This is a genomic window from Paenibacillus sp. FSL R10-2796 (assembly GCF_037965315.1).
Taxonomy (GTDB): Bacteria; Bacillota; Bacilli; order Paenibacillales; family Paenibacillaceae; genus Paenibacillus_AQ; species Paenibacillus_AQ odorifer.
The window spans coordinates 6429989-6456795 of sequence record NZ_CP150178.1 but is presented as its reverse complement, the minus strand read 5'-3'; the positions used below and the strand labels follow the sequence as shown (position 1 = coordinate 6456795).

Below are 26807 nucleotides of genomic sequence, written 5' to 3'. Positions count from 1 at the left end.
AAAATACAAATCTATTTTATGATAATAAGGTTATAGTATGAGTAGACTGTAAGTTAACGAAATTACATAGAAGGACCGAGGGATATTATGGAACAGCAAGCGGTTTGGGCGATAGGTATTTTTCTGCTTATTTATGGACTTATTATTTCCGAAAAGATTCACCGTACCATTCTGGCGATGTTAGGAGCTATCGTCATGATAGCGATGGGCATTGTGGATCAGGAGACGGCACTGCAGCACATCGATTTTAATACTATAGGATTGCTTGTAGGAATGATGATGATTGTAGGGATTACCGCTGAGACGGGGCTTTTTAAATACGCAGCTGTGAAATCAGCCAAGTTGGCGAAGGGGAAGCCGAAGAGAATACTGATTGCTTTGTTTGTGATTACCGCAGTGGCTTCAGCCTTTTTGGATAATGTGACGACAGTGCTGCTTATGGTGCCAGTCACCTTCAGTATTACAAGACAACTGCGCATACATCCGCTGCCTTTTTTGATGTCACAAATTATCGCATCTAATGTAGGCGGAACGGCAACCTTGATCGGAGACCCGCCTAATATCATGATTGGCAGTGCGGTTAAGGAGCTGACCTTCATGGCTTTTATTAGCAATCTGACACCCGTGATTATCATCATTGTTTTGGCGTATATCCCGCTGCTGTTATTGATGTTCGGTAAACAAATTAAAACTACACCTGAATTGCAGCAGAGCATCATGGACATGGATGAGAAGGTTATGATTACGGATCATAAGCTGCTGCGAAAATGTCTGATCGTACTGGCAATTACGATTGCCGGGTTCTTTTTACATCAGGCGTTACATTTGGAGTCCGCTACGGTTGCGCTGGCTGGTGCATTTTTACTGCTGCTGCTGACCGGAGGGGAGCATATGCTGGAAAAAGCTTTTCACAGCGTGGAATGGATTACGATCTTCTTTTTTATCGGACTGTTCGTGTTGGTGTCAGGGCTTGTAGAGACAGGTGTGATTGCAGAGCTGGCAGCAAAAGCGATTGAAATAACGAATGGTGATGTGCTGATGAGCTCAATGATGATTTTATGGGTCAGCGCCATTACCTCGGCATTTCTGGATAACATCCCTTTTGTAGCAACTATGATCCCGCTGATTCAGGAGATGGGCAATATGGGGATCAGCAATTTGGAGCCGTTATGGTGGAGTTTGGCCTTAGGCGCTTGTCTGGGTGGCAATGGCACATTGATTGGTGCGAGTGCTAATTTGATCGTAGCAGGTTTGGCAGGAAAAGAGGGGTACCCGATTACATTCATGAAGTATTTGAAGGTCGGATTTCCTTTAATGCTGTTGTCCATTGTGATCTCCAGCGTGTATTTATATTTAAGATATCTGATGTAAGCAGCGTTGCTAAGAGCCGGGGGAGCGATATGCTTGAAGTGATATTTTGAAACGGTAGAAGTTGTGGAGGAAGTAGAAGGAGTAGGAGTAGTGGAAGTAGTGGAAGTAGTGGAAGTAGTGGAAGTAGTGGAAGTAGTGGAAGTAGTGGAAGTGGTGGAAGTAGAGGAAGTAGAGGAAGTAGAGGAAGTAGAGGAAGTAGTGGGAGTAGAGGGAGTAGAGGAAGTAGTGGGAGTAGAGGAAGTAGCGGAAGTTGAGGAAGTAGTGGAAGTAGATGCAGAAGTATAAGTAACAAGTGGAGGCAAAATGCAGATTTTGAAGTGGTAGACATAGGTTGGAGTAACGGTGGGAGCATATAAGTGTATTTTGTACAGTTATAACTCATCGAATAAATTGTCCCCAAAAAATAGCTGTATTCAGTACACTTATTTTCATGATTTCCTCAGCTAAAGGTGATTTTTCTGGATTTTAATTGTATAGAATACAGTTATATTCAGGACAATCCCTTTTTTATACGAAATAAGTGTACAGAATGCAACTAAATCAAAGATTGGGTTTAGATTCGGTAATTAAAATATACGGGAGGGGATGCGGAGGAGTTATTCCGAGGTTTACCCAAAGTCGACTTAACCCTACGCAATGCAGATAAACAAGCAGGCAGTGTTTCTCCAATATCTGGAGGCTCACTGCCTGCTTGTTTTTTACATTAGAAAGGGCTGTTTAAGGAGTATGGCTTCCAAAATACTGGTAAGTTCCTTTGGAATATTGATTCCACTCGCCCTCAAGTGAATACTGCTGTGATCCAGTGTATATACCAGATTTACGGACAATAGTTCCACCTGTGGAGAGGAATTGCTGAGTAGAGGTAGGGTCACCGAGAACATCCACGATTTGGCCGTTTTTCTTCAGTACTAATGCTGTAATATTATATGTTTTTGGATTATATAGACTCAGTTCATCATTGTAATAGGAGATATTCATTAAATCAAATGCGTCCCCAAAAGTAGAATCTATAAACATATACGGCATTGCTACAGGTACAGGGAATAATGACCGGGAATAAACCTGTTTGGTTTGGGTGGCTTTCATAAATTGGTGAACTTCAAGGGTGTAACCTTCTGCTTTTCCTGCGGGATTACCATTTCCTTTATAGTACAGCTCAACTGCGATTCTGCCGTCACCGCCGTCCAGATACTCTGAGAAGAATAGCTCAGAGGTACCCTGTGAAGCCACGCTTATAGATAATACAACCGCTTTGCCATCAGAACCTACTATCCATACCGTTCCTGGACTTGTAGGACCATTCCATATAGCTCCATTCAGAGTTGCAGGTCCGCTCAATGAACCTGTGCTGCTTTCTGTATACACTTTAAATTGACTCTGATTAGGAATCAGCTTGGAAATATCGAAGGAAATATTGGATACACCTTGCTTGGTGGTTATTGGCACAAAGCCGTTGTTTACAAGCTGGGCTGTAATCAAGGTGAAAGTTGAGGTAGCTGAACCTCCTTTATCATCCGTTGCTGTGAGGGTCACTAAACCACTAGCTGAACTATTAGCTGCCGGAGTTATCGTCAGAGTGTTGCCATTAAGGCTAAGTGTACCAGCATTTACGTTATCTATAGAAGCTGAATAAGTAAGCATGTCATTGTCGGGATCTTGAAAAAGCTGGGCCAGATCAAATGTACGTGGTGCAGTGATACCTGGTGTTAAGAGTTGAGTAGTGATTCCAGATATCGCAATTGGTGGCTGATTAGACGTTACAGTGAATGCAAAAGTAGCAGTGTTAACGCCACCTTGGCCGTCCATTGCTGTTATTGTAATCATGGCTGTGCCTGAATCGACCGGCACAAGGTTGAGATGATTCCCATTTACAGATACAGTGGCAACGCTAGCGTCAGAGGATGCAGCTGCGAATGTAAGCGGGTCGCCGTCCGGATCAATGAACACATTACTGATGTCGACGTTTTGGACACGACTTGTGATCAGAGCAGATATTGGATCAATATTATTTTGCACGACTGGTGCATGGTTCACCGGAGTAGGACTAGGAGTCGCGACCGGAGTAGGCTCAGGAGTCGTCGCCGGAGTAGGCTCAGGAGTCGTCGCCGGAGTAGGCTCAGGAGTCGCCACCGGAGTAGGACTAGGAGTCGGCGCCGGAGTAGGACTAGGAGTCACTACGGGAGTAGGCTCAGGAGTCGCGACCGGAGTAGGCTCAGGAGTCGTCGCCGGAGTAGGCTCAGGAGTCGCCACCGGAGTAGGACTAGGAGTCGCGACCGGAGTAGGCTCAGGAGTAGGCGCCGGAGTAGGCTCAGGAGTCGTCACCGGAGTAGGCTCAGGAGTCATCACCGGAGTAGGCTCAGGAGTCGTCACCGGAGTAGGACTAGGAGTCGCCACCGGAGTAGGACTAGGAGTCACTACGGGAGTAGGACTAGGAGTCACTACGGGAGTAGGGCTCGGAGTCGTCACCGGAGTAGGGCTAGGAGTCGCGACCGGAGAAGGACTAGGAGTCGCTACGGGAGTAGGGCTCGGAGTCGGCGCCGGAGAAGGACTAGGAGTCGCAACGGGAGTAGGCTCAGGAGTCGGATCGCTCACGGAGTTAGCAGACGTGGACGAAGTATATGCAGGAGCAACGGCTCCTGATGCATTTTGAACCTTTTGGATATTATCTTGAATGGCTGTGTAATTTGTTATGAAATGTGAAGGCAGACTGTTGCCAGGCAACTGCAGATTTTGAATAGACAAGGAGGGATCGATGGTGATCCTAGCGCCGCCTTCGACTATTTTTAAGGTTTGCAGGGGACCGCTGCCATGAATAGTAACTGGAGTTATAGAGTCCACAATGATCTGCCCAATTTGGCCCTGAAAAGTTATACTCGAAACGCCATTTTTAATCTTTAGATCACCGGTAACATTACCTTTAATAACAACATCATTTCCAGAAATATTGAGCAAAGAACCGGAGGGAAAGCCGGAGGTATTTAGTTGAACCCCTTTTTGTACAATTTCAAGCTCTTGCAAACCATCTACATGACGATTCAAGGAATTGAACTTAAGGACAGCTCCTCTTAAAGCATCATGGTTGCTATCACCCATTAATTCTTTGAGTGTACCTTCAATGAGGTAAGGCGTGCCATTGATCGTTACGAAATCTCCATCTATATTGTCGATCGTTGCAGTTTGTTGTTCTTCTTTAAAAATATTCAGCAGAAAAGAAGCCATATCCTGCCGCTGAACAGTACCTTTGGGGCTGAACATATCTTCGGGAGAGTCTATAAGTTTAAGACGTAGTGCGACATCAGTATACTCTTTTGCCCAATTGCTGATTGTGGATTCGTCATTAACCTTGTTGGCTTGTCCGCCTTGTGCTCCAGTTCCGCGGATGGCACGTACAAATATAACTGCAAGCTCTTCCCTAGTTACAGGTCTGGATGGATTAAAATTACCTGTAAGATCACCCTCCATAAATCCTGCCTTTTTAACAGCCTCAATAGCGGAGACACTCCAACTGGAATCAGATACGTCTCTAAAGGAAGAAGCGGAATTCACTGAGGAATCTAGCTTTAAGGTCTTCGCTAAAATGGCTGCCAGCTCTTGGCGAGTCATAGTCGCAGTGGGTCTGAATTGTCCATTGGGATCGCCTTTAAGCAATCCTAGACGAGCAGCCTCGAGGATTGCGGCACTTTTCGTCTGTTGTATTTCGGTTAAATCGGAGAACGGTGGAGTGATTTCAGCTGCAGATGCATAGAGAGTACCACCGAACAAGGTGTTAAGGGCAACAAGTGTTGCTCCCCATTTTAATGATATGCTTTTCAAGCAAAAGCCCCTTCCTTAGAACCAATTTGTCATAAGCTTACTTCATTATATCGACGCAAAAGCAAAGTTTTTTAATACTTTCATCCTACTGAAAGTGATTAAATTCATTGCTTTTCTAACTTATGAACTAGAAATAACTCCACTTCTATTCCATAAAAGGGCTTGTTTTTTGTTGACAGCTTATAAAATCGATGATATTTTAAATATTATAATTCCAATTGATTTACTTTGAATAATGATTGCCGACTGTTCCTACAGAGGTATTGCGAATGTTAAAAACGCAATGCCTCTGTTTTTTTGTCCATACAGATTAAAGGAGGGGTCAAGGTGGGAGAAGCGTTGCTGTCTATTTCGAACCTAAATAAACGTTTTGAGTCTGCCGGTGGTCATGTTCAAGCACTCCATAATGTAGATCTCCATGTACAGGAGGGCGAATTTATTACAGTCATCGGCCCCAGCGGCTGTGGAAAAAGTACACTATTACGCATCGTAGCCGGTCTGGATAGCGGGTACACTGGCAGTGTCACCCTGGAAGGGGCGGAGATTGGGGGTCCTGGGATCGATAAGGGTTTTATTTTTCAGGAGCATCGCCTCTTTCCCTGGCTTACCGTTGAGAAGAATATTGCCTCTGATTTACCGCTAGGGAACAAGGAGGTTAGGCGGAAGGTCGATGAATTGATTGATCTGGTGAAGTTAAATGGATTTGAGAAATCTTATCCCCGCGAGTTGTCGGGAGGGATGGCCCAGCGGGTGGCAATAGCTCGTGCACTTCTGCGCAATCCGAAAATACTGCTGCTGGACGAACCGTTTGGTGCACTGGATGCATTCACTCGGGCTCATATGCAGACGGTATTGCTGGACATTTGGCGGGCTAACCAAACAACCATGATTTTTGTGACACATGATATTGATGAGGCTGTGTTCTTGGGGAATCGGGTAGTGATTCTAGAGCCGCGTCCCGGGAAAATACGTAAAATTGTACCGATAGATTTACCGTATCCACGAAAAAAAACAACGACATCCTTTCAAGAGCTGCGTTTGAAGGTGTTGAATTATTTTGAAAAGGTAGATGAGCTAGAGCTTACAGACGGAGCCGGAATATAAAATAGGTCGACCATACCCATGGAGACTTTCGAAGGCATTAACATTCGAGGGTCTCTTTCTGTTTAATTAAAGTGATTGTAAAGCTGAAAAAAGGTGGGTTCAAAGTATGACAAATCGGGCTGTAGTCATAAGAACTTCCGGAAGACCCGGAAAGGTGGCAACACTAGGACTTGGTCTTTTGCTGCCGGGCAGTGTGCTAATTCTGTGGCAGACGCTCGGGCATTATGGAATGATCTCGGAGATGCTGTTCCCTACGCCGTATACGATTGCGGAATCTTTTGTAACTTTAGCGGCTTCAGGCGATCTGTGGCCGAACTTTAGAATCAGCTTGGTCAGAGCCTTTTCTGGATTCCTGCTAGGTGGTGGACTGGGTCTGCTGTTAGGACTTCTCGTAGGCCTGTTCCGCAGATCGGAGAAGCTGTTAGATCCTTCCCTGCAAATGATCCGCATGATTCCCAGTCTGGCGGTAGTACCGCTGTTCATTTTATGGTTCGGGATCGGTGAGGAGTCGAAGGTGCTATTGATAGCTAAGGGAGCTTTTTTCCCGCTTTATATCAATACGTTCATGGGAATTCGCGGCGTGGATAACAAGCTGTTCGAAGTTTCCCGGGTACTTGGCTTCAGCCGATTGAAGCAGATTGGCAGGTTAGTACTTCCAGCAGCGCTGCCGAACATTATTCTTGGAGTGCGTCTCTCTCTAGGGCTTTCTTGGCTGGGGTTAGTAGTGGCAGAGCTTATTGCATCTACCTCAGGCATTGGATACATGATGTCCGACGCGCGTCAATTCGCGGACACACCAGTGGTGTTCGTGGGAATTATTATTTTTGCCGTAGCTGGATTGTTGAGTGATTCCATTGTTCGTTACATTGAACGACGGTTGTTGAGATGGCAAGACAGTTATCGCGGATAACCTTGAACGCTCATTAAACAAAAGGGGGATGCACCATGAGCGATGGAGTAGAAGCTATTATCAAAAATACTAAAAGAGCCAGAGAAACGCTGGATAGCAGCGGCACAGCTCCTTTATCCAAGAAGACACCGAAGAAACCTGCAATACAAGTTGCATGGAAAACCCTGCTCTCTGATTGGGGAATGGGTGCAATTATCCCGGTGGTGACGTTAGTCCTTTGGCAGCTGGCAGGGAGTACGGGGCTGGTCTCCGCAACCTTTTTGCCGACTCCGCTTTCGATTGCAAGAGCTTTTACCGACTTGTTGGTTACTGGAGAGTTAACTCATCATCTGGGTGTCAGCATGGGTAGGGCGGGCATCGGATTTCTTATTGGAGGTGTGTTGGGTCTTCTATTCGGCGTACTGACTGGCTTGTTTCGCAGTGTAGAATATGTGCTCGATCCTAGCGTACAAGTGCTTAGGCTTGTTCCCCATTTAGCTATAGCGCCGCTCATTATTCTCTGGTTCGGGTTTGGAGAGATGTCAAAAGTTGTGATCATTATGACAGGCTCATTTTTTCCGCTCTATATTAATACGTTTATGGGCATCCGCAATGTGGACAATAAATTGTTCGAAGTAGCTCGTGTATTGGGATTCAGTCCATATCAGAAGCTGCGCAGGCTTATACTCCCGGCGGCGCTGCCCGGAATTTTGTTAGGGCTAAGATTGTCGCTGGCTGTAGCTTGGATTGGTTTGGTTGTAGCAGAGCTTATTGGATCACAGTCAGGTATTGGTTTTCTTATCAATGAGGCGAAGCAGAACTCTAATACGGAGGTTGTATTCGTAGGCATTATTATTTTCGCAATTGTCGGTAAGCTGATCGATTCCTTGTTCCGGATTATTGAACGAAAGTTCCTGTTCTGGCGCGATAGTTACGAAGGCTAAACAAACTGAGGAGGTCTTGAACATATGAGTGGATCGGTGAAAAAAGGATCGGTGAATTTGGTGGCAGACGTGCTCGTTATCGGAGGAGGTCCGGCAGGAACGTGGGCAGCCCTTACTGCATCAGCGAAGGGGGCCAAAGTAATCCTTGCAGATAAAGGGTACTGCGGTTCAAGTGGGGCAACGGCACCGTCGGGAACGGGAGTCTGGTATGTGAAGCCGGATGAGAAGCTCCGGAAAGAGGCAAAAGCAAGTCGTTATGCGCTTGGCGGGCAGCTGGCTGAATCTCGCTGGATGGACCGGGTGCTGGATCAAACCTATGCCAATATGAACAAGCTGGGTGTTTCCGGTTATCCATTCCCTGTAGATGAGCAGGGCAATCAATTCCGAAGAAGTCTGCAAGGACCGGAATATATGAAATTAATGCGTAGGCTGGTGAAAAAGGCAGGCGTTAAAATTCTAGATCACAGCCCAGCCTTGGAACTCCTGGCAGATGAGCATGGCGTAGCTGGAGCGGCTGGAGTTCATACCCAGAGTGGAGAAACCTGGACTGTTCAGGCAGGAGCAGTCGTTATTGCTACCGGAGGCTGCGCCTTCCTAAGCAAGGCACTTGGCTGCAACGTGTTGACCGGAGATGGTTATCTCTTCGCTGCTGAGGCTGGGGCGAATCTGTCCGGCATGGAATTCTCCAATGCCTATGCGATCTGCCCTACGTTCTCTTCGGTGACCAAGACGGCGTATTACAGCTATGCCAGCTTTTATTATGAGGATGGAAGCATTGTGGAGGGAGCCGGTTCCAAGAAAGGCCGTTCTGTAATTGCCCGGAATCTGTTGGCAGGTAATCAGGTGTACGCCAAGCTGGATGGGGCACCAGAGGATTTAAGACCGCTGCTGCGGGTGGCGCAGACGAACTTTTTCCTTCCTTTTGACCGCCAGGGAATTGATCCGTTCAAGGATGCGTTTCCGGTTACTTTGCGGCTCGAAGGCACGGTTCGGGGGACGGGTGGCATCCATATTACAGATGAAAGCTGCGGCACAGGTGTTCCCGGACTTTACGCGGCAGGAGATGCTGCTACCCGCGAGCTGATTTGCGGAGGTTTTACTGGCGGTGGCAGCCATAATGCGGCGTGGGCGATGTCTTCAGGTTCTTTTGCTGGTGAAGGAGCTGCTGTCTATGCACAGAGTCTGGGGTCGCACGCTGCGCAGCGTAGTCCAGTCGGCTTATCGTCATCACCACTGGTGCATCAGGAAGTGAAGCCGGGAGTGGCAGCCCAAACAGCAGAGTATGTGTCTGCTGTACAGGCTGAGGTGAAGCCGTATGACATCAATTTGTTCCGGACAGAACAAGGGCTGACGTCTGCACTAGATCGTCTGGATGGATTGTGGAAAGAGCAACGAAGCCGCGAAATTCAGCGTACGCCAGAAGGGGTCAAGGCACGGGAAGCCGAAGCCATGACCGCAACAGCCCGCTGGATGTACAATTCTGCACTTGCTCGTACAGAGACGAGAGGCATGCATAAGCGTGAGGATTTCAAGGCTACAGATCATGGCCAGCATCACCGCTTGATCAGTGGCGGATTAGATCAGGTATGGGTGAAGACGGAAGCCGTGGCTAAGGAGGGTGTTCTATCGTGATTGAGGTGATCAGCGCTGCCAGATGTGTAGAGTGCAACCAATGTGTATCTGTCTGCCCGACTAATGTTTTCGAACGGGTAGAGGATGGCATTCCTGTTATTGCCCGGCAGAGTGATTGCCAGACTTGCTTTATGTGTGAGCTGTATTGTCCTGTCGATGCTCTCTACGTTGCACCAGACTCTGAGAATATTATCGGTGTGACAGAAGCGGAACTTCAGGAGCAGGGACTACTTGGCGGTTATCGTGAAAAAGTAGGCTGGGGTAAGGGCAGGCAGCCTGTAGCAAGCCATGACTTTATGTATAAATTGGCGTCGAGGGCAGGGTTCTGAGCTGGATCAAGATTTAAATAAATAGCATAAACCTAGGGGGAGAAACAATGAAACAAGCGTACAGAGAGATTCAAGGGAAACGTTCTAGGAAGATTCGGTTTGCACTTTTAACTACAATTATGATGGCCATGCTGGTGCTTCAGGCTTGCGGAAATAATACGGGCGGCAATGGAGCATCTGCCTCCGGGGGATCAAATACGGAGAAGGCGGGAGAAGGGGCCACGAGCACGAGCAATGTTCCAGCGGTATTGAACTTTGGGTTTATCGGTTCCAACAAATTGAATGTGCCCGGCGGTGCAGAGGGTTGGGGCTTTTATAAAGGGATTATTCAAGAAGAGTTGAAGAAATACGGCATTACTGAAGTGAAGCTTACTGGCTTTCCAAACGGTCCGGATCAGACAGAATCCTTGATTAGTGGTCGGCTGGATATCGGCAGCCTTGGAGATACACCTGCTATTATTGCCTACGCTTCTGGAGCCAAGACCCGTCTGATTTCACAATCTTCCGCGAACACGATTGGTTATTTGATCGGCAAGAAGGATGGGCCCAAGACGGTGAAAGATCTGCAAGGTAAAACTATCGCGATTCAAAAAGGCTCCTTCATGCACCGTTATGTAGTTGGATTACTACAGGAAGAAGGCGTGACCGACTACAAACTCGTGCATATGCTCATTCCTGATGCTACTGCAGCTTTAGCCCGTGGAGATGTAGATGCTACAACAAATCTAGGTGTTCCTGCGCTGAAGCTGATTGACCAAGGTTACACTCACTTGGATGATGCTTCGAAGCACCCGAACCTGCTTGGTTCTAGCGCAACAGTTGTGTCTGAGGATTATCTGGCGAAATTCCCTGATTTTCCGAAGGTATGGAACGAAGCTAGAGAGAAAGCCTTGGCAGACTTGAAGCAGCATGAAGATGAGTATTATCAATTTCTGGCTGAAATCGGAGATACAACGCCTGAGCTGGCGAAGCAAGTGAATCCGATTAGTGATATCAAGGATACTGCGTTCACTGATGAAGGAACAAAGCTGCTGGACGGTACCAAAAACTTCCTCGTAGAAGAGAAGTTAGCGAAAAAAGACTTCAATATTAGCGATTGGCAGCTGAAATAAAGTTGCTTAAAAGCTGCTTTAATTGAACTTAAGATTCTTCTGTAAAGGTAATTGAGTGACTGCGGTGAATGTTTGGACTTTCGGCCGCCTCTCCGCCACTCCTCCCTTTAGTGATTTTTAAGTTCAACTAACTCAGCTAATGGTGTAGGAGGAAAAAATATGTCGCAGCTTAAGAAGGAAATGACAGTGGATGTCCTCGTGCTTGGCGGAGGTCCTGCTGGGGCGTGGTCGGCATGGAGTGCAGCCTCGCAAGGTGCAAAGGTAGTCCTGGCGGATAAGGGCTACTTGGGCACTAGTGGCGCAACTGCACCTGGAGGAACAACGTTGCTCGTTATCCCTCCCATTGCCGAGCTGCGGGAGCAGGCAGTGCAGGCCAGACTTAAGGCCGGCGGATATTTGTCGGAGAATGCTTGGATTCACCGGGTGTTGGATCAGGTCGAACAGAACCTGGCTCAAGTGGAGCAGTGGGGGTATCCCTTTCCGAAGGATGGAGAAGGAAACTCACTGCGCACTCACCTCCATGGACCAGAATATATGCGGATTATGCGAAAAGTTGTGCGCAAAGCAGGGGTCACAATCCTCGATCAGTCACCAGCGCTGGAACTTCTTCACGATGAACACGGTGTTGGTGGAGCGCGTGGGATCAACCGCCTGACAGGAGAGTCCTGGGAAGTGAAGGCAAATGCCGTTGTGATGGCTACCGGCGGCTGTGCTTTTCTCAGCAAAGGTCTTGGTTGCAACGTGCTGACAGGGGAAGGATTGTTGATGTCCGCAGAGGTGGGAGCTGATCTCTCGGGCATGGAATTCAGCCGCCAATATGCGCCAAGCTTTGCGGACGGAACCGTAACACGTGGCCGTATGCTGGCTTGGGCCACTCTCTATGACGCGGACGGTCATCCGTTGCATAGAGGGGATCGGACCTTTGGCAGCATTCCTGAGCTGATGCTGAAGGGTCCGGTTTACGCTTCGCTGGATCTGGCAGACACCGCGGAGAAACAGGATTTCCTGCGCAAAGCGCATCCGATTTTCTTTATGCCGCTGGAGCGGGCGGGAATTGATGCGTTTAAGCAGAAATTCCCGCTCACCCTGCGCTATGAGGGCACGATGCGCGGGACTGGGGGTCTGCGCTTGAGCGGTACGGATTGCCAGACGACCGTGCCCGGACTCTATGCGGCCGGTGATGCCGCATCTCGCGAGAAAGTGACCGGCGCCATCTCCGGCGGCGGGGCTTATAACGCTTCCTGGGCCATGTGCAGCGGAAGCTGGGCTGGACAGGGAGCCGCGCAGCATGCGCTGTCCTGCCGAGGACAGGCGAACAGCCGCAAGCTGACCGCAGCGGGACGCTACGGGCTGGCGGCTGGCGCCGATGCCTCGGAAACGCTGGAGGTGAAGCCGCTAATCGCGGCAATCCAGCGTGAAATCTTGCCGCTGCAGATCAATTATTTCCGCAGCGAGCCGGGCATTTCTTCAGCCTTGAAGCGGCTGAATGCCTTGATGCCCTATTTGAACGGGCAGGCTCCTGCCAGCGTTCAGGGCATCGTGCAATCACGTGAAGCCGCGGCTATGCTCGCGGTCGGCAGGTGGATGTACACCGCGGCACTCGCCCGGAAAGAGACCCGCGGACTGCAAAAGCTAGCGGAATATCCGGAGCTTGATCCGCGCCAGACTCACCGGCTGATCTTATCCGGTATTCAACATATAAGCGTCAGTACAGAGGCTGTGCCCCATGCTCATGAACTGAATGCGCTGAAGGAGGGGCAAGCGATATGATCGAATTAATCAGCTTGGAGCGTTGTGTTGGTTGTAAGCTGTGTACGAAAGTATGTCCGACGAACGTATTCGAAATGCAGGGGAAGATTCCGGTCATTGCCCGTCAGGAAGATTGCCAGACCTGTTTCATGTGTGAAGCTTATTGTCCTGTAGATGCTTTATACGTGGCACCACAGGCGGATCAGCTGATCGGTGTAAATGAGGAGGCGCTGATTCAGTCAGGTGTGTTGGGAAGCTGGCGTGCTGAAATCGGCTGGGGACCTGGTGCGAATGGTTCGATGGCGGAGAGGGACACGACTCCTTATTTTGAAGTGTTTACCGAGCAGTACCGAACATGATTAAGCAGATGCTTAAACCCAAAAAATCCGCCCGAAAGCTGGGCGGATATTTCATATATTAGAAACTTATAGCAGGGCTTCGATAGCTGGTTCAATATCCAGCGGGTCCACCGTAGATTCGAATCTAGTGACCACATTGCCTTCGCGATCAATCAGGAATTTAGTGAAGTTCCACTTGATTTCGTCATTGTTCAGAGCCTCTGGATCTTTGTCTTCAAGCATGCTTTGCAGCAGCTTTCCTGAAGAATGGTTGATGTCGAACCCTTCAAATCCAGCCTGTTCTGTCAGGTAGGTGAAAAGAGGGTGTTTAGCTTCGCCTTTTACGTCAACCTTTTCAAAGAGTGGGAAGGTTACCCCGTAATTGATTTGGCAAAATACATTAACCTCTTCATTGCTGCCGGGTTCTTGCTCTCCAAATTGATTGGAAGGAAAGCCGAGAATTTGGAGGCCGCGTTCCTCGTACCGCTCATAAAGCTTTTGCAGATCTGAATATTGGTGGGTAAATCCGCACTTACTTGCTGTATTCACTATCAGTAGCACTTTACCTTTGTATTGCTCTAGCTCGATATCTTTTCCCCGAATACTGCGTGCTGAATATTGATAAATGCTCATGGCTGCTACATCCCTTCAGTTATCTATGCTTTTTGAAAAAGAACAGGAAATATTTATAATAATTAAATTGTAAACAATTCAATTATCGCTGTCAAACAATTCAGCTTGAAGGAATTGGAACCGTAATTGCAAGGTTGGAATAGGATAGATAATGGGTATGGATCAGTCAAAAAAATTTATTGCGTTAAAGCTACTCTGCGTTCCATTATTATCTTGCATCGGGAACGTTTTTTGATTAAGATAGCAGAAACCAGCGCAAAAGCCGCGCTGACATAGATAAGGACTATGACGAAGAGAGTAAGCATTATAGCGGATCTTAACAGGGAAGGCGTGCCGGAGACTGAGAGCACCCTCATGAGACGATTAATGCCGAAGTTCACTTCCGAGTCGGCCCCTGAAGTAGTTTGTCACAGGTTGTGGCAGGTATGAGTAGGGAGGCCCGCGCCCCGCGTTACCGGGTGAAAGACAGAATTAATTCTTAGTCAGGGGAATATGAGATTCTATTCCTTTGTGCTAGTATTCGGGTTAATTCTAAATAAGGGTGGTACCACGGCTCCTCGTCCCTTGCGACGGGGGGCCTTTTTGCGTTCCAAATTATAACAAAAAGAGGGAGTGGAAGGGTAATGAGTAACGTGGAATTGGATGTTCTTAGAGGTCGTCTGGATGAAATTAATGGGCAATTGCTGGAGCTGATCTCCGAGCGGGCTAAGATTGTTCAGGAGATTGGAGGAGTTAAAGAAAAACAAGGTGTCCCTAAATTTGATCCAGAACGGGAAAAACAGATGCTGGATAAGCTCGTAGCGAGCAACAAAGGCCCTTTCACTAACGGGACGATCCGTAGCCTCTTCAAACAAATTTTCTCAGCTTCTCTGGACTTACAAACAGATGATCATAAAAAAACTTTACTGGTAGCCCGAAAGAGCCACAAAGAGGATACAGTGATTGTTCTGCCGGGAGATGTAACGGTTGGCGGTGCTTCTTCACTGATGGTAGCCGGTCCTTGCTCCGTGGAAAGTGAACTACAGACTCGCACCGTAGCTGCCGCCCTGCAAAAAGCCGGAGTACGTGTAATGCGTGGTGGTGCCTTCAAGCCTCGGACTTCACCTTATGATTTTCAAGGACTGGGAATGGACGGTTTAAGAATATTACGAGAAGCAGCAAATGAATATGGACTGCTGACCATCAGCGAAATTGTAGATCCAAGACATATTGAAGAGTCACTTGATTATGTGGATATCATCCAGATCGGTGCACGTAATATGCATAATTTCGAGCTGCTAAAAGCGGTCGGAGAAGTCGACAAGCCGGTACTGCTGAAACGTGGATTGGCTGCCACACTCGATGAATTCATCCATGCAGCGGAATACATCATGTCTCGTGGAAACACACAGATCATGCTGATTGAACGTGGAATTCGTACCTATGAAAAAGCGACCCGCAATACGCTTGATATCTCAGCAGTGCCAATTCTCAAACAGGAATGTCATTTGCCAGTATTGGTTGATGTAACTCACTCGACAGGCCGCAAAGACATCCTTATTCCATGTGCGAAAGCCGCACTCGCAGCTGGAGCTGACGGCATAATGGTGGAAGTGCATCCTGATCCTGCAACCGCATTGTCTGATGCCGCTCAGCAGCTGAACATTGATGAATTCAACACCTTCTTTAATGAAGTGAAGGCTTCCGGATTGTACCGGTAATCTAGAAATATAGAATTTGCATGATATTTTAAGGATTCGCTAGAAAATGAGGTGTATAAGCGCTTACAAGTCTAACTAATCTTTTTGTGAAGGTGAAGGTGGGTCGAGTACAATAAGCAACATTAGCGTTGCACCGGCCCCGGGTCTTTTCTGACAAAAGATCCACACATTTTAATAGTCACAGGAGGAAAATAGATTTTGAAGCAGCTTACCTTAAATAATGGGTGGTTTTCTAACACTCGAACCGATATTTTATCGGGGATGACCGTAGCCGTTGCGCTGATTCCTGAAGCGATCGCTTTTTCGATCCTGGCGGGAGTAAGTCCGATGGTTGGTTTATATGCCTCTTTTTGCATTGCGATTGTAACGGCACTTGCCGGAGGCAGACCCGGAATGATCTCGGCGGCTACGGGAGCTATGGCTCTGTTAGTCGGAAGTCTCGTATTAGAACACGGAATAGAGTATCTGTTCGCGGCAACTGTACTGGCTGGCGTGTTTCAGATATTGATGGGGATGCTAAAGCTGGGGCGGTTTATCACGTTTTTGCCACAGCCGGTCATGACGGGTTTTGTCAACGCGCTAGCGATACTGATTTTTATGGCACAGCTTACCCATTTTAAAGGACAAGGCTGGGTGATGTACGGACTGGTAGCTCTGACCTTGCTTATTATCTACACGGTTCCTCGGTTTACCAAAGCCGTACCTTCAGCACTTGTAGCGATTGTTATTGTTTCTATTCTTAGCATCGCTCTTCATCTGGACGTAAGAACCGTAGGCGATATGGGGAATATTACAGCAACTTTGCCACTATTCCATCTCCCGCAAATCCCATTTACGTTGGATACTCTGCTTATTATTTTGCCATATTCACTTTCGCTGGCTGTAGTTGGGCTATTGGAATCCCTGATGACTGCCACCTTAATAGATGATATTACGGGCACAGGTAGTGATAAGAACAGAGAGGCGAAGGGACAGGGGCTTGCGAATGTAGTCACTGGTTTTTTCGGAGGGATGGCAGGCTGTGCGATGATTGGCCAATCGATGGTTAACATGAAGTCAGGAGGACGCACGCGTCTGTCCACGTTTGTATCAGGGATCTTTTTATTATTCTTAATTATCGTACTTGGCGATGTGGTGAAGCAGATCCCGATGGGCGCGCTCGTCGGCGTAATGATAATGGTCTGTATCAGCACCTTTGAATGGGGCTCACTCAAAACTTTAACCCGTGTTCCGCTAAGCGATGCGCTGGTTATGATTGTGACGGTGGTCACTGTAGTGGTTACGGACAACCTTTCTATTGGGGTTTTGTTTGGAGTTCTGCTAAGTGCTTTAACGTTTGCTTGGAAAATAGCTTCGATCCGCCTAACTGTTCAGGAAGCAACCTCTTCCAAAACATATGCGGTATCCGGCCAGTTGTTCTTCGGCACGACAAGCCACTTCATTCATGAATTCGCCTACGATAGCGATCCGGATCATATTATTATCGATTTTTCACACTCCCATGTGTGGGACCAATCCGCTGTCCATGCCATAGCGAAGACGATGAGCAAATACGCCGAGCATGGCAAAAAAGTCACCATTACCGGACTTAATGACCAGAGCTCACAGCTGGTTCAGCGGGTGGGATTATCCATATGAAAAAAGATTGCGCTATATGCGCGATCTTTTTTTTATAGCAGATATTAACTGGAAGAAAGGCCAGCAAGGTTTTACTTTGGGTTTAAAATAATATAAAATATAAAGTGGATAATGTTTATCCGCTTTATACGCGGATGGTATTATCTACAGTTTGAATCAAGCTATTTACGTAAATCGAGGTGCTGTACATGCATATGAAAACAGGGGTAGAGCAGTCGGTATATGCACTGGTTCTACTCAACATGCTGCCGGATAAGGCGGTGTTGTCTGGGGAAGCGATTAGCCAGCAGCTCGGAGCATCGGCGACCTATTTTCAGAAACTGTTAAGAAAGCTGGTAACCGCAGATATCATCACGTCTGTTCCCGGCATTAAAGGCGGTTTTAAATTAAAGAAAAGCCCTGAAGATATTCGTGTATATGACGTTTACCTTGCGGTGGAAGGCCAGCAGTCGCTGTATTCATCGAATGGTATTCTGGTAGACATGTTGGATTTAGAAAAAGAAGACAGCTGCTGCCTGTTATCGAATCTGATGGAAGAAGCTGAATCCTCTTGGAAAGCCGTATTAAAGCGGGAGACTATTGCTTCGTTGTCGGAGGAAATGCGTGGTGAACGCTTTAAAGATAAGATTGCTGCCCTAGAGGAATGGGTCAGTAATAAAATGGTCATCTAACCAAAGAAGGGATGTATTCGCATGAGATTAAGCGTATTGGATCAGGCACCCGTGACAAGCGGCAACACTGCGGAAGGTGCCCTGAATAAAGCAGAAGAACTCGCTATTTTAGCAGATGAGCTGGGATATAGCAGAATGTGGATGGCAGAGCACCATGGCGGAAATACATTTGCTAGCTCAGCTCCGGAAGTAACGGCTGCCCGTTTAGCCGCCAAGACCAACCGTATTCGAATCGGCACCGGCGGTGTAATGATGATGCATTATTCTCCGCTTAAGCTGGCTGAAGTATTTAAAACGTTAAGTGCTTTTACCCCGGGGAGAATTGATTTTGGTGTGGGACGAGCTCCTGGTGGCGATACAAGCGCCATGTACGCGTTATCTGAAGGCCGTGAGTTAATGCTGCATAATATGTATGACAAGCTTGGCATTACCATGCAGCTGCTTAGTGATCAGATTCCGGAAGATGAGCTATATGCCAAAAATCTCGCTGCTCCAACGAAGGTGGCGCTCCCTGAAGTATGGCTGTTAGGCTCGAGCGGCAATAGTGCGCGAAAAGCTGCACAAATGGGAGTCGGATACTCCTTCGCACAATTTTTTAATGGTGCGATGAGTAATGAGATCTTGGACCATTACCGGAATAACTACCAGCCTTCTATCTTTATGGACAAACCAGAGATCAGTGTATCCTATATGGTGACCACAGCAGAAACGAAGGAAGAAGCTGAGTATGAAGCATTACCGCAGGATATTTTTCGGTTGATGATGAGTAAGGGCCGGATTACTCAGGTGCTGACACCAGAAGAAGCTCAGAACATTTCGCTATCGGAAATTGACCGGATGTCAATCAAGGAAGGGCGCAAGATTCATTTAGTTGGGGCGGTTAAAGACATCGCCGTACGTTTGCAAGAAGAACAAGCACAATATGGATTCCAAGAAGCAATGATATGCAGCATCCCACATTCGCAGGAGAAACGGCTAGAGGTTTACCGGCTACTGGCGCGTGAACTGCTAGGCTCTTGATTCTGGATAGCTAACCTTAACCCGCATTTCATGCGGGTTTTTTGTATGCCAATTCAGCTTTTTGATCGGCGCATACCCTCAAAAGACAATAAATTAACCCTCCCGCCTCCTAAAAGTAACATTTGAATGCCTAACTTCATCTATGATTAATGAAAGATTTAATTTTAAAAAGAGGATAGGAGGTGATCAAGGATGTTTCCTTTACATAAATCCGTTACGCTGACAGCCTTGCTTCTAATGAATCTGCTGGCAGGTTGCCAACATCAGGTGGACCCATCCCCCTCTCAATCGGCTAACGACTACCACATCTCAAGACCGAAGCCAACAAACACCGCTGCTAACCTCATTAAGCTGGATTGGAAGCTGGTGGATACAATACCCATAGTCTCTCAACTAAGTGCTCCACCCACAGGCGCTACTTTGATTACAGAGAAGAAGCTGGAAGACTTCAGAGGAGTCAAAGTGAGTGTGTATACGATGGCTAGTGACGAAGACTATGTGTATGCCAGAACTTCTACTTCCAAAGGACAATACAGTCTAGGGGCGATAGGAACTTATAATTATCGTCAACCGGAGGATATTAAGGTAGAAGTAGTGCGGCTGTTTAGCGAAAAGGTGTTGAAAATCACCGGGGGACTAGGAGCAAATAACTCGCTCAGTAACTATTATTTAATCGACGAGAGCGGTAACCCCTCGGGTTTGCTGCAAATTGATACCGGACATTCCAAAGAGCTGGATGTTGATCAGGATGGATCTTTTGAGGGTGTAGCCGCACATGGAAATCCAATGAGTGCCTATATTTACCGCTGGAATGTTGATCACGCTGAGATAACTTTTGTTAATGATGCTTTAAAGGCGGACTCCGTGGTGCTAACGGATGAAGGAATATATGAAGCTTCTAATATCGGGGACAAGCAGAGCAAGAAATTCCGGTTGACCGTAGAAGGACTGATTCCAGAGCGGTAACGCCATGACCACTGCTGTTGAAATATTTCCTGCGACCATTTACCCTAAACCTCCGTATAGACGGTTAAGCTTGAATGATTATCCATAATCTAGGAGGGGTATTGGATGAATATGCAAATGAATCCGAAATTGAAACAGCTGCGTCCGGGAAAAATAGTCACCGGTATTGCAGCGGTGCTTATTGTATTGTTGATCGGCGCGAACTCTTTTGTATCTGTGGAATATGGGCATGTAGGTTTATACAAAACCTTTGGTAAATTAAATGACAATACATTGTCACCCGGCATTCATTTTAAAATTCCATTTATTCAGACGGTGATTCAGGTCAATACACAGGTAACGAAGGCGGAGACCGATACTTCAGCCTCTTCAAAAGATCTTCAGCCCGTGTCCACACATGTGGCGGTGAACTATTCCGTAAATAAGGCTTCCGCCTTTAATCTGATGAACAATATCGGAGGTAATTTTGATAGTGTAATTATCAATCCGGCTATTCAAGAAATCGTTAAAGAAGTGACAGCCAAATATCCAGCAGAGGATTTGATTACGCGTCGTGATGTAGTGTCGAGTGAGATTAGTGAGCACTTAACCGCTAGGCTGGCAAAATATGACCTGATCGTCAACGATATTAACATCGTTAACTTTAAATTCTCGGAGGCGTTTAACCAGTCGATTGAAGCAAAGCAGGTCGCCCAGCAGCAGGCATTGAAGGCCGAAAATGATCTCCGGCGGATTGAAATTGAAGCGAAGCAAAAAATCGCCCAGGCGCAAGCAGAGGCTGAATCTTTAAGACTTAAGAAGCAAGAGGTTACACCTGAGCTGGTGCAGCTGAAGCAAATTGAAGTTCAGGAGAAAGCGCTGGAAAAATGGAACGGCGTGTTGCCATCTGTAACAGGGGGAGCCACACCTTTTGTGGATGTTCAATCCCTGACTAAATAATTCATTATTGGGTTTCTGATTTATTTCCTCTGATGAAAGCCCTACTTCTATAGAAGTAGGGCTTTTTATGCTATTAATATTGATAAAGCATCGTAGGAATTTGCCAGCCAGCGCCAACTGACCAAAAGAAGACATAATCGCCACGTTTGATTCGTCCGTCCTCGACTCCGCGTTGAAAGGCGATAAAAGGACTGCTTGTGGCTGTGTAGCCGAACTCGTCGCCTACATAAATGAACTTTTCTGCGGTTAGCCCAAGTCCGATTTGGATGAGCTCGATATTTTTCAGTGAGAATTGTGAAAGGCAGAATGCAGAGATATCATCCGTAGTCAGACCGTTGCGTGAGAGAAGCTCCTTCATATCCGCTATAGCCGCATCCACACACACTGTACCGTCAAAAGGGGTCCACCGTATCCGAATCTGCTCTGGGGTCATACCCTCTTGATAAATATTCGACAGGCCGCAGGCCGGGAACATAATATTTTCGGAGCCTTCAGAATCGGTGTAATAAAGGGAATCTATGAAGCCTGCATGCTCACTGCTGCGCTCTAGAATCACTGCTGCTGCGGCGTCCCCAAAGTTAGGGTAAGTAATTTCATCATCTGTATTGCAGTTCACTGAGCTGTAGTCGCTTCCTACAACGAGTGCGTACCTGATGCTGGGATTGGCTTGCATATAACGACTTGTCTGCTCCACGGCGGAGACCATTCCTGCGCAGTTAGCATTGGAATCCTGCGTAATGGTCCGGTGTTTACCTTGAAGCATACGGTGTAGGAGAAGTGCATTGGTAGGATAGGTGTACTCTGGCGTCTGTGAAGCGAACATGATCATGTCCATATCCTCACCTTGCAAATTCGCTTCGCTAAGCACTTTTTGGGCAGCCTTTAATCCCATCGTCAGAGCATTTTCACCCTGTTCTTTTACGATGTATCTCCGGTCGCGACCCATGACTTCTAGGAATCGTTTGATGTCCTTGCCCATACTCTGAAAATGCTTCAGATAATATTCGTTATCTACGATATGCTCTGGGTGGTAATAAGCAGCTTGGCGAATCGCTATATGTCCCAAGTGGCGCCTCCTATGCTTCAATAATTTCGTAATTTTCTAATTTCGTTGCCCGTGCCACTCGGCTTAACTGCATTTTTAGGACAGGGCTTTTGGCAATAATAAAGGTTACTTTTTTAAATCCGGATTGTTTGTACAGTATGTAGCATTGCTCAAGCATGGGAAGTGTGTCCTTTGAGGATACATTCAATGTCTTGCAATCTAGGATGATCTCATATTGTTTCGGGTCGAATGCACTTATGATTTGGTTGTACTCATTAATGAAACGTCCTGCATCTTCTGGCGACATAGTTCCTTCGACTTGTACATTCAGTTTTTGATCTGTAGCATTTGTGGCGAAATTGAAGTTTCCCATTTTTGATTAATCTCCTCCTAAGTTTTATCTAAGAAAAATTTTGATGAATAGGATAAAAAAACCTATTTATCTAAGACTATTATCGTATTTTTAATTGGGAAAGTTTAGGGGATTAAACCTTTATTTTTTTAAAAAGATAATTTAGGGAATGATAAACTACTTAAAATCCATAAAATCTGCACAAATTAAGGTTTGAGGTAGGCATGCCCACCCTGTTTGCTTTGCAAAGCACAGTTCTATTGGTATGATTACAGAGATGAAAAAAACTACTATCCAAATCATGGAGGAATAATAAAAATGAGCGAAATTACACTATCGGGGATCATTGATCATACACTGCTTAAAGCAGATGCACGGAAAGAAGACATTATTAAATTGGCGGAGGAAGCTAAAACTTATAAGTTTGCTTCTGTTTGCGTAAACCCTGCTTGGGTAGCTACTGCCCATGAAGTGCTGAAAGATACGCCTGAGGTTAAAGTATGTACAGTAATCGGCTTTCCGCTGGGGTCATCGACAACAGAGAGCAAAGCATTCGAGACTACCGATGCTATCGCTAAAGGTGCAGGCGAGGTGGATATGGTCATCAATATCGGAGCATTAAAAGATGGCAACGATGAGCTGGTTAAACGTGATATTGCAGCTGTTGTAGATGCAGCGCGCGGCAAAGCCCTGACAAAAGTCATCATTGAGGCTTGTCTGTTAACGGAAGAAGAAAAAGTTCGTGCCTGCAAGCTATCTGTTGAGGCCGGAGCAGATTACGTAAAAACATCCACTGGATTCTCTACAGGCGGGGCAACGAAAGAAGATATCGCGCTTATGCGTGCTACAGTTGGACCTAATATCGGTGTAAAAGCTTCCGGTGGTGTACGTAGTGCAGAAGATGCACATGTAATGGTACAAGCAGGTGCAAGCCGTATTGGAACTAGTGGTGGTGTAGCGATTGCTAAAGGCGAAACAAGCCAAAGCAATTACTAAGCCGAAGGGCTGAATCGGAAGCGGCGAGTGAGGAGGACAAGCTCATTCGCCGCTGTCCTGATTCAAACTATTAACCGATCAGCTTGATTAGCGATTGTGTTTTATACATAAGGTTGAGGTTTTTATTAATTTATATTGAAAGCGTTATCCAGTAGGTAGAGGACACTAGCAGAAGCATTTGACCAAAGTACAATAATTCACACCGGAATAATGAGATTTTTTTCTTTTCAAATGACGTGGTTTGTGAGAGAATGGGTACAATTCAAAATTGTTAATCATTTCTATACTTAATTATAGGGGAGGAAATACCTATGTCAGAAGATCGCAAGCTGTCGTTTGAAACTTTGGCTGTCCATGCAGGCCAGGAAATTGATCCAACTACTTTCTCACGTGCTGTACCGCTTTATCAGACCACTTCTTACGGGTTCCGTGATGCTGATCATGCAGCGGATCTGTTCGCGCTTAAAGAATTCGGTAATATTTATACTCGGCTGATGAACCCAACTACGGATGTATTTGAACAGCGTGTGGCAGCACTTGAGGGCGGGGCAGGTGCGCTTGCTACAGCTTCCGGGGCAGCGGCTATTTCCTTTTCCATTCTAAATATTGCGGGCGCTGGGGATGAAATTGTATCTGCAGCAAGCCTATATGGCGGGACTTATAATCTATTTTCGACAACACTGCCTAAGCTTGGTATTAAGGTACATTTCGTAGATTCGGATAATCCTGAGAACTTCCGTGCTGCGATTACAGATAAGACCAAAGCCTTGTATGCAGAAACAATCGGCAACCCACAGGGGAATGTTCTGGATATTGCGGCAGTTGCAGCGATCGCCCATGAACATGGGATTCCTCTCATCGTAGACAATACGTTCCCAAGTCCATATTTATTGCGTCCGATTGAGCATGGCGCGGACATTGTTGTCCATTCGGCAACCAAATTCATCGGTGGACATGGTACATCCATTGGCGGGATTATTGTTGACGGCGGTAAATTTGATTGGAAGGCAAGCGGTAAATTCCCAGGTCTTACGGAGCCAGATCCAAGCTATCATGGAGTGGTTTATACGGAAGCGGTGGGCCCGATTGCTTATATTATTAAAGCCCGCGTTCAATTGCTTCGCGATTTAGGGGCGGCGATTTCACCGTTCAATTCTTGGATGCTGCTGCAAGGTCTGGAGACTCTTCATTTGCGGATGGAACGTCATAGCCAGAATGCGCTGAAGGTAGCGCAATATTTGGAGGCACATTCAGATGTGGAATGGGTAAGTTATTCGGGACTTCCTACGCATCCATCTCATGAATTAGCGCAAAAGTATTTGCCTAAAGGCCAAGGTGCGATCCTTACTTTTGGTATTAAAGGTGGAAGTGCTGCGGGACGTAAGCTGATTGAGAATGTGAAGCTGTTCTCTCATTTAGCGAATGTTGGGGATTCCAAGTCATTGATCATCCACCCAGCGAGCACAACTCATGCACAGCTGTCGGATGAAGAGCAAATCACAGCCGGAGTAACGCCGGAATTGCTGCGTTTGTCGATCGGGACGGAGTCCATTGATGATATTATCTATGATCTGGAGCAAGCAATTGCTGCCAGTCAACAATAGAAGTTTATATTTCGAAAAGCATTACTGCTCTGCGGTAATGCTTTTTTTTGTTGCCTAAAAAAGTTGGAATATTCATCGGATTTGGCAACGCTTGCATATTTCAGGTGTGGCTCCCGTATTTATAAGTGAGGTAGGTAAATGAAATGTCGGTCGCTTATGTTATATAGCTTGGCATACCGGCAGCAATCCAAAGATAAAGGGTGGGTGCGAGGATGAAGGGTGAACGTCAGCAGGATGGTTTGCGGAGTAGTGAAGAGCGCCCGTTCAAGTTCATGTATAAGGCTGGTGATCGGACTGTGGGAATGGAAATGAGCCAAGCTGGATCCGTAGCCTCCGCTGCCGCAGAATTTATCGCTGGAGTAGAGCAGAGGGATGTCATTGAGCCTTTGAAGCGATCTTATTTTAAGCGGCCGGGGGAACCATCGACATTCCTAGTGCTGCGTGAAGGAAGAGAAGAACGTCTTGCTGGACGGGAAGGAACAAGGACTGTTCAAGCGGGCCCGTGTTTGATACGGAGTGAGGAATGGCTGCTGGAACCAGAGCTGTTCTGTCTTTATGAGAACTGGTTATCTAGCGAAGATGAACTCCAAACAGCGCGTATTCTGCAGCGAATCTCTTATCGTCTGCGTGCAGCTGTTGCCGAGCTGCTCGAATCGCCGGATGGCGAATGGGCAGCGGTCACCCTGCTGCATCCAGAGTCGCTTGCGGTGGCGCAGCCCGCCAAGCTTGCCGCGCTTCAGGACGCGCAGCTCGAAGCGCTGTTCGCTGCGGTGGCGGAGAGCCAGCGGCAAGGCGGCGATTGCCGCCTTGACCTGCTGGTCGCCTACACCGCAAGCGCAGCCGAATTCGCTGCAAAGCGCGAATTCATCGAAGACGTGGCCGATCAGACACTCGGCCACGCTTATGCGGCGGCATGCCGCATCGGGGCGCTGATCGCGCCCGATGTGGAGCCTGCCGCCGCTGCGGAAATCGCGCGTATCGCCGATTTCCTAGTGCTGGACGGCGCGGCGGGTGAACACGCGCCGGAAGAGACCGCCGCGGAGGAATTCGCCCTGGCGGCGGGGAAGATCTTTGCCGCCGTGACGAGCGTGAAGCCGGCGGCGGTGGTGCTCGCCGCGGGGACACCGGCGGCGTCGGCTTTGGCCGATCTGTATCAGATCGGGCTCAGCGGGATCTTTTGCAGCGCCGGTCAGCGGACCGAAGCGCTGCTGAGAGCGGCCTGCCTGATCTGGATCGCCAGGCAGCGAGAAACGCTGGATACTGCCGCCGGGGGAAGGCAGTAAGCTTTTTCTGCTGAACGATACGGTGCAGTTCATATAAGAATCGAAAAAAGACCTCAGAGCAGCGATTATCCGGTTATCGGAGAATCGTTGCTTTGTTTTTTTGGTCGTTAGCTGCCTGCTTCAACAGCGTACATATATCCCTTTACTCAATCACTATACTCAACCTCCGTGCTCAATACTGTACTCAACCTACGTACTTAAACTAATCTGCACTCATGCTTTGGATGCAACCTCCGAACTCCCACCCTGTGCCCAACCACCGCACTTAAACTAATTTGCACTCATGCTTTGCATTTAAAGTCTGCACTAACCTCCGCACTCCTCAACCCCCGATGCTTAAGGACCCAGATGACGCTATTTGCCTGATTTTAGCTTTTTAAGCGTAGTTTCGGACACCAGAGATGCTATTCGTTAGGAAGAGGTACATATTTGGTGCTTTTCAGGTCAATAGCTGCAATGGGGTCCGTTAGAATACAGAATGTGTTTAAAACCAGCGATTAGGGTCAGCTGAGTCCGATAGTAGCTTCATACGCGAGCACTTGCATCATACATCCATCAATCGTGTCGTACTCATACTTTGCGCTCAACCTCCACACTCAACCTCCTGTACTCCTACCCTGTGCCCAACCTACGTACTTAAACTAACCTGCACTCATGCTTTTGGATGCAACCTCCGCAC

At 47.2% G+C, this 26807-nt stretch carries 23 protein-coding genes; 19 read left to right on the top strand and 4 right to left on the bottom strand.

Translation table 11 applies throughout. The annotated features are described in order from the left end of the window. Window positions 1–87: 87 nt before the first annotated feature. Together NST58_RS28780 and NST58_RS28775 are read left to right on the top strand one after the other, a co-directional pair. On the top strand, window positions 88–1371 hold the full coding sequence (locus NST58_RS28780; RefSeq protein ID WP_036680299.1) for an ArsB/NhaD family transporter: 1284 nt from the start codon (window positions 88–90) through the stop codon (window positions 1369–1371). A gap of 90 nt (window positions 1372–1461) precedes the next feature. Next, window positions 1462–1656: a hypothetical protein gene (locus NST58_RS28775; protein ID WP_339245040.1), complete on the top strand. Its 195-nt coding sequence runs from the start codon at window positions 1462–1464 to the stop codon at window positions 1654–1656. Window positions 1657–2088: 432 nt separating this feature from the next. Here NST58_RS28775 and NST58_RS28770 read toward each other — a convergent pair whose 3' ends face one another. Then, entirely contained in the window at window positions 2089–5184 is a 3096-nt protein-coding gene (locus tag NST58_RS28770; RefSeq protein WP_339245037.1) for an S-layer homology domain-containing protein, read from the bottom strand. 327 nt (window positions 5185–5511) lie between these two features. On the opposite strand from NST58_RS28770, the gene NST58_RS28765 reads away from it, so the two are divergent. From NST58_RS28765 to NST58_RS28730, 8 genes are all read left to right on the top strand, one after another. Continuing rightward, the gene (locus tag NST58_RS28765; protein WP_036680296.1) at window positions 5512–6288 is read left to right on the top strand and encodes an ABC transporter ATP-binding protein; all 777 of its coding nucleotides are present in this window, start codon (window positions 5512–5514) and stop codon (window positions 6286–6288) included. Between the two features lie 106 nt (window positions 6289–6394). Next, window positions 6395–7198: an ABC transporter permease gene (locus NST58_RS28760; protein ID WP_076128755.1), complete on the top strand. Its 804-nt coding sequence runs from the start codon at window positions 6395–6397 to the stop codon at window positions 7196–7198. A gap of 35 nt (window positions 7199–7233) precedes the next feature. After that, a complete protein-coding gene (locus NST58_RS28755) occupies window positions 7234–8121 on the top strand; it encodes an ABC transporter permease (protein WP_339188546.1) in 888 nt (295 codons plus the stop codon). A 24-nt stretch (window positions 8122–8145) separates the two neighbouring features. After that, window positions 8146–9753, top strand: coding sequence for an FAD-binding protein (locus tag NST58_RS28750; protein ID WP_036680291.1), 1608 nt, complete (start codon window positions 8146–8148; stop codon window positions 9751–9753). Beyond that, window positions 9750–10082 carry a ferredoxin family protein gene (locus NST58_RS28745; protein ID WP_036680289.1) on the top strand — a complete coding sequence of 111 codons (333 nt, stop codon included), beginning with the start codon at window positions 9750–9752 and terminating at the stop codon, window positions 10080–10082. Before NST58_RS28750 ends, NST58_RS28745 begins: the two co-directional genes overlap by 4 nt. A gap of 47 nt (window positions 10083–10129) precedes the next feature. Further along, window positions 10130–11194 (top strand): ABC transporter substrate-binding protein, encoded by a 1065-nt coding sequence (locus NST58_RS28740; RefSeq protein WP_076282670.1) that lies wholly within the window; start codon window positions 10130–10132, stop codon window positions 11192–11194. A gap of 159 nt (window positions 11195–11353) precedes the next feature. Continuing rightward, a complete protein-coding gene (locus NST58_RS28735; RefSeq protein ID WP_076185452.1) occupies window positions 11354–12964 on the top strand; it encodes an FAD-binding protein in 1611 nt (536 codons plus the stop codon). After that, window positions 12961–13302: a 4Fe-4S binding protein gene (locus NST58_RS28730; RefSeq protein WP_076099941.1), complete on the top strand. Its 342-nt coding sequence runs from the start codon at window positions 12961–12963 to the stop codon at window positions 13300–13302. The genes NST58_RS28735 and NST58_RS28730 overlap by 4 nt, the downstream gene beginning before the upstream one ends. Before the next feature lie 66 nt (window positions 13303–13368). Here NST58_RS28730 and NST58_RS28725 read toward each other — a convergent pair whose 3' ends face one another. After that, window positions 13369–13914 carry a glutathione peroxidase gene (locus NST58_RS28725; protein WP_038573366.1) on the bottom strand — a complete coding sequence of 182 codons (546 nt, stop codon included), beginning with the start codon at window positions 13912–13914 and terminating at the stop codon, window positions 13369–13371. A gap of 623 nt (window positions 13915–14537) precedes the next feature. On the opposite strand from NST58_RS28725, the gene NST58_RS28720 reads away from it, so the two are divergent. The 6 genes from NST58_RS28720 (at window position 14538) to NST58_RS28695 (ending at window position 20848) form a co-directional block, all read left to right on the top strand. Continuing rightward, window positions 14538–15614 (top strand): bifunctional 3-deoxy-7-phosphoheptulonate synthase/chorismate mutase, encoded by a 1077-nt coding sequence (locus NST58_RS28720; protein WP_076185451.1) that lies wholly within the window; start codon window positions 14538–14540, stop codon window positions 15612–15614. Window positions 15615–15875: 261 nt separating this feature from the next. Beyond that, window positions 15876–17252, top strand: a complete 1377-nt coding sequence (locus tag NST58_RS28715) for a SulP family inorganic anion transporter (RefSeq protein ID WP_254857101.1) — start codon at window positions 15876–15878, stop codon at window positions 17250–17252. A gap of 188 nt (window positions 17253–17440) precedes the next feature. Beyond that, window positions 17441–17923, top strand: a complete 483-nt coding sequence (locus tag NST58_RS28710; RefSeq protein ID WP_076137019.1) for an Rrf2 family transcriptional regulator — start codon at window positions 17441–17443, stop codon at window positions 17921–17923. A 21-nt stretch (window positions 17924–17944) separates the two neighbouring features. Further along, window positions 17945–18943 (top strand): LLM class flavin-dependent oxidoreductase, encoded by a 999-nt coding sequence (locus NST58_RS28705; RefSeq protein WP_339245032.1) that lies wholly within the window; start codon window positions 17945–17947, stop codon window positions 18941–18943. A 192-nt stretch (window positions 18944–19135) separates the two neighbouring features. Next, window positions 19136–19909 carry a hypothetical protein gene (locus NST58_RS28700; RefSeq protein WP_076128735.1) on the top strand — a complete coding sequence of 258 codons (774 nt, stop codon included), beginning with the start codon at window positions 19136–19138 and terminating at the stop codon, window positions 19907–19909. Window positions 19910–20014: 105 nt separating this feature from the next. Further along, window positions 20015–20848: a prohibitin family protein gene (locus NST58_RS28695; RefSeq protein WP_076128733.1), complete on the top strand. Its 834-nt coding sequence runs from the start codon at window positions 20015–20017 to the stop codon at window positions 20846–20848. 73 nt (window positions 20849–20921) lie between these two features. On the opposite strand, the gene NST58_RS28690 is transcribed toward NST58_RS28695, so the two are convergent. Continuing rightward, window positions 20922–21914 (bottom strand): ketoacyl-ACP synthase III, encoded by a 993-nt coding sequence (locus NST58_RS28690; RefSeq protein WP_076277142.1) that lies wholly within the window; start codon window positions 21912–21914, stop codon window positions 20922–20924. A 10-nt stretch (window positions 21915–21924) separates the two neighbouring features. Further along, window positions 21925–22266 (bottom strand): hypothetical protein, encoded by a 342-nt coding sequence (locus NST58_RS28685; protein ID WP_076185444.1) that lies wholly within the window; start codon window positions 22264–22266, stop codon window positions 21925–21927. A 297-nt stretch (window positions 22267–22563) separates the two neighbouring features. Here NST58_RS28685 and deoC point away from each other — a divergent pair, with 297 nt between their 5' ends. The 3 genes from deoC (at window position 22564) to NST58_RS28670 (ending at window position 26128) form a co-directional block, all read left to right on the top strand. Next, window positions 22564–23241, top strand: coding sequence for a deoxyribose-phosphate aldolase (gene deoC / locus NST58_RS28680; protein WP_036680262.1), 678 nt, complete (start codon window positions 22564–22566; stop codon window positions 23239–23241). 311 nt (window positions 23242–23552) lie between these two features. Further along, window positions 23553–24845: a homocysteine synthase gene (locus NST58_RS28675; protein ID WP_036680260.1), complete on the top strand. Its 1293-nt coding sequence runs from the start codon at window positions 23553–23555 to the stop codon at window positions 24843–24845. 212 nt (window positions 24846–25057) lie between these two features. Continuing rightward, complete coding sequence (locus NST58_RS28670; RefSeq protein WP_076128725.1) at window positions 25058–26128, top strand: hypothetical protein; 1071 nt, start codon at window positions 25058–25060, stop codon at window positions 26126–26128. The last annotated feature ends 679 nt before the right edge of the window (window positions 26129–26807 follow it).

Coding starts and splice junctions, on each gene's coding strand:
- NST58_RS28780 (WP_036680299.1), top strand. CDS start 88: ATGGAACAGCAAGCGGTTTGGGCGATAGGTATTTTTCTGCTTATTTAT.
- NST58_RS28760 (WP_076128755.1), top strand. CDS start 6,395: ATGACAAATCGGGCTGTAGTCATAAGAACTTCCGGAAGACCCGGAAAG.
- NST58_RS28755 (WP_339188546.1), top strand. CDS start 7,234: ATGAGCGATGGAGTAGAAGCTATTATCAAAAATACTAAAAGAGCCAGA.
- NST58_RS28750 (WP_036680291.1), top strand. CDS start 8,146: ATGAGTGGATCGGTGAAAAAAGGATCGGTGAATTTGGTGGCAGACGTG.
- NST58_RS28740 (WP_076282670.1), top strand. CDS start 10,130: ATGAAACAAGCGTACAGAGAGATTCAAGGGAAACGTTCTAGGAAGATT.
- NST58_RS28735 (WP_076185452.1), top strand. CDS start 11,354: ATGTCGCAGCTTAAGAAGGAAATGACAGTGGATGTCCTCGTGCTTGGC.
- NST58_RS28730 (WP_076099941.1), top strand. CDS start 12,961: ATGATCGAATTAATCAGCTTGGAGCGTTGTGTTGGTTGTAAGCTGTGT.
- NST58_RS28725 (WP_038573366.1), bottom strand. CDS start 13,914: ATGAGCATTTATCAATATTCAGCACGCAGTATTCGGGGAAAAGATATC.
- NST58_RS28720 (WP_076185451.1), top strand. CDS start 14,538: ATGAGTAACGTGGAATTGGATGTTCTTAGAGGTCGTCTGGATGAAATT.
- NST58_RS28715 (WP_254857101.1), top strand. CDS start 15,876: ATGACCGTAGCCGTTGCGCTGATTCCTGAAGCGATCGCTTTTTCGATC.
- NST58_RS28710 (WP_076137019.1), top strand. CDS start 17,441: ATGCATATGAAAACAGGGGTAGAGCAGTCGGTATATGCACTGGTTCTA.
- NST58_RS28705 (WP_339245032.1), top strand. CDS start 17,945: ATGAGATTAAGCGTATTGGATCAGGCACCCGTGACAAGCGGCAACACT.
- NST58_RS28700 (WP_076128735.1), top strand. CDS start 19,136: ATGTTTCCTTTACATAAATCCGTTACGCTGACAGCCTTGCTTCTAATG.
- NST58_RS28695 (WP_076128733.1), top strand. CDS start 20,015: ATGAATATGCAAATGAATCCGAAATTGAAACAGCTGCGTCCGGGAAAA.
- NST58_RS28685 (WP_076185444.1), bottom strand. CDS start 22,266: ATGGGAAACTTCAATTTCGCCACAAATGCTACAGATCAAAAACTGAAT.
- deoC (WP_036680262.1), top strand. CDS start 22,564: ATGAGCGAAATTACACTATCGGGGATCATTGATCATACACTGCTTAAA.
- NST58_RS28675 (WP_036680260.1), top strand. CDS start 23,553: ATGTCAGAAGATCGCAAGCTGTCGTTTGAAACTTTGGCTGTCCATGCA.
- NST58_RS28670 (WP_076128725.1), top strand. CDS start 25,058: ATGAAGGGTGAACGTCAGCAGGATGGTTTGCGGAGTAGTGAAGAGCGC.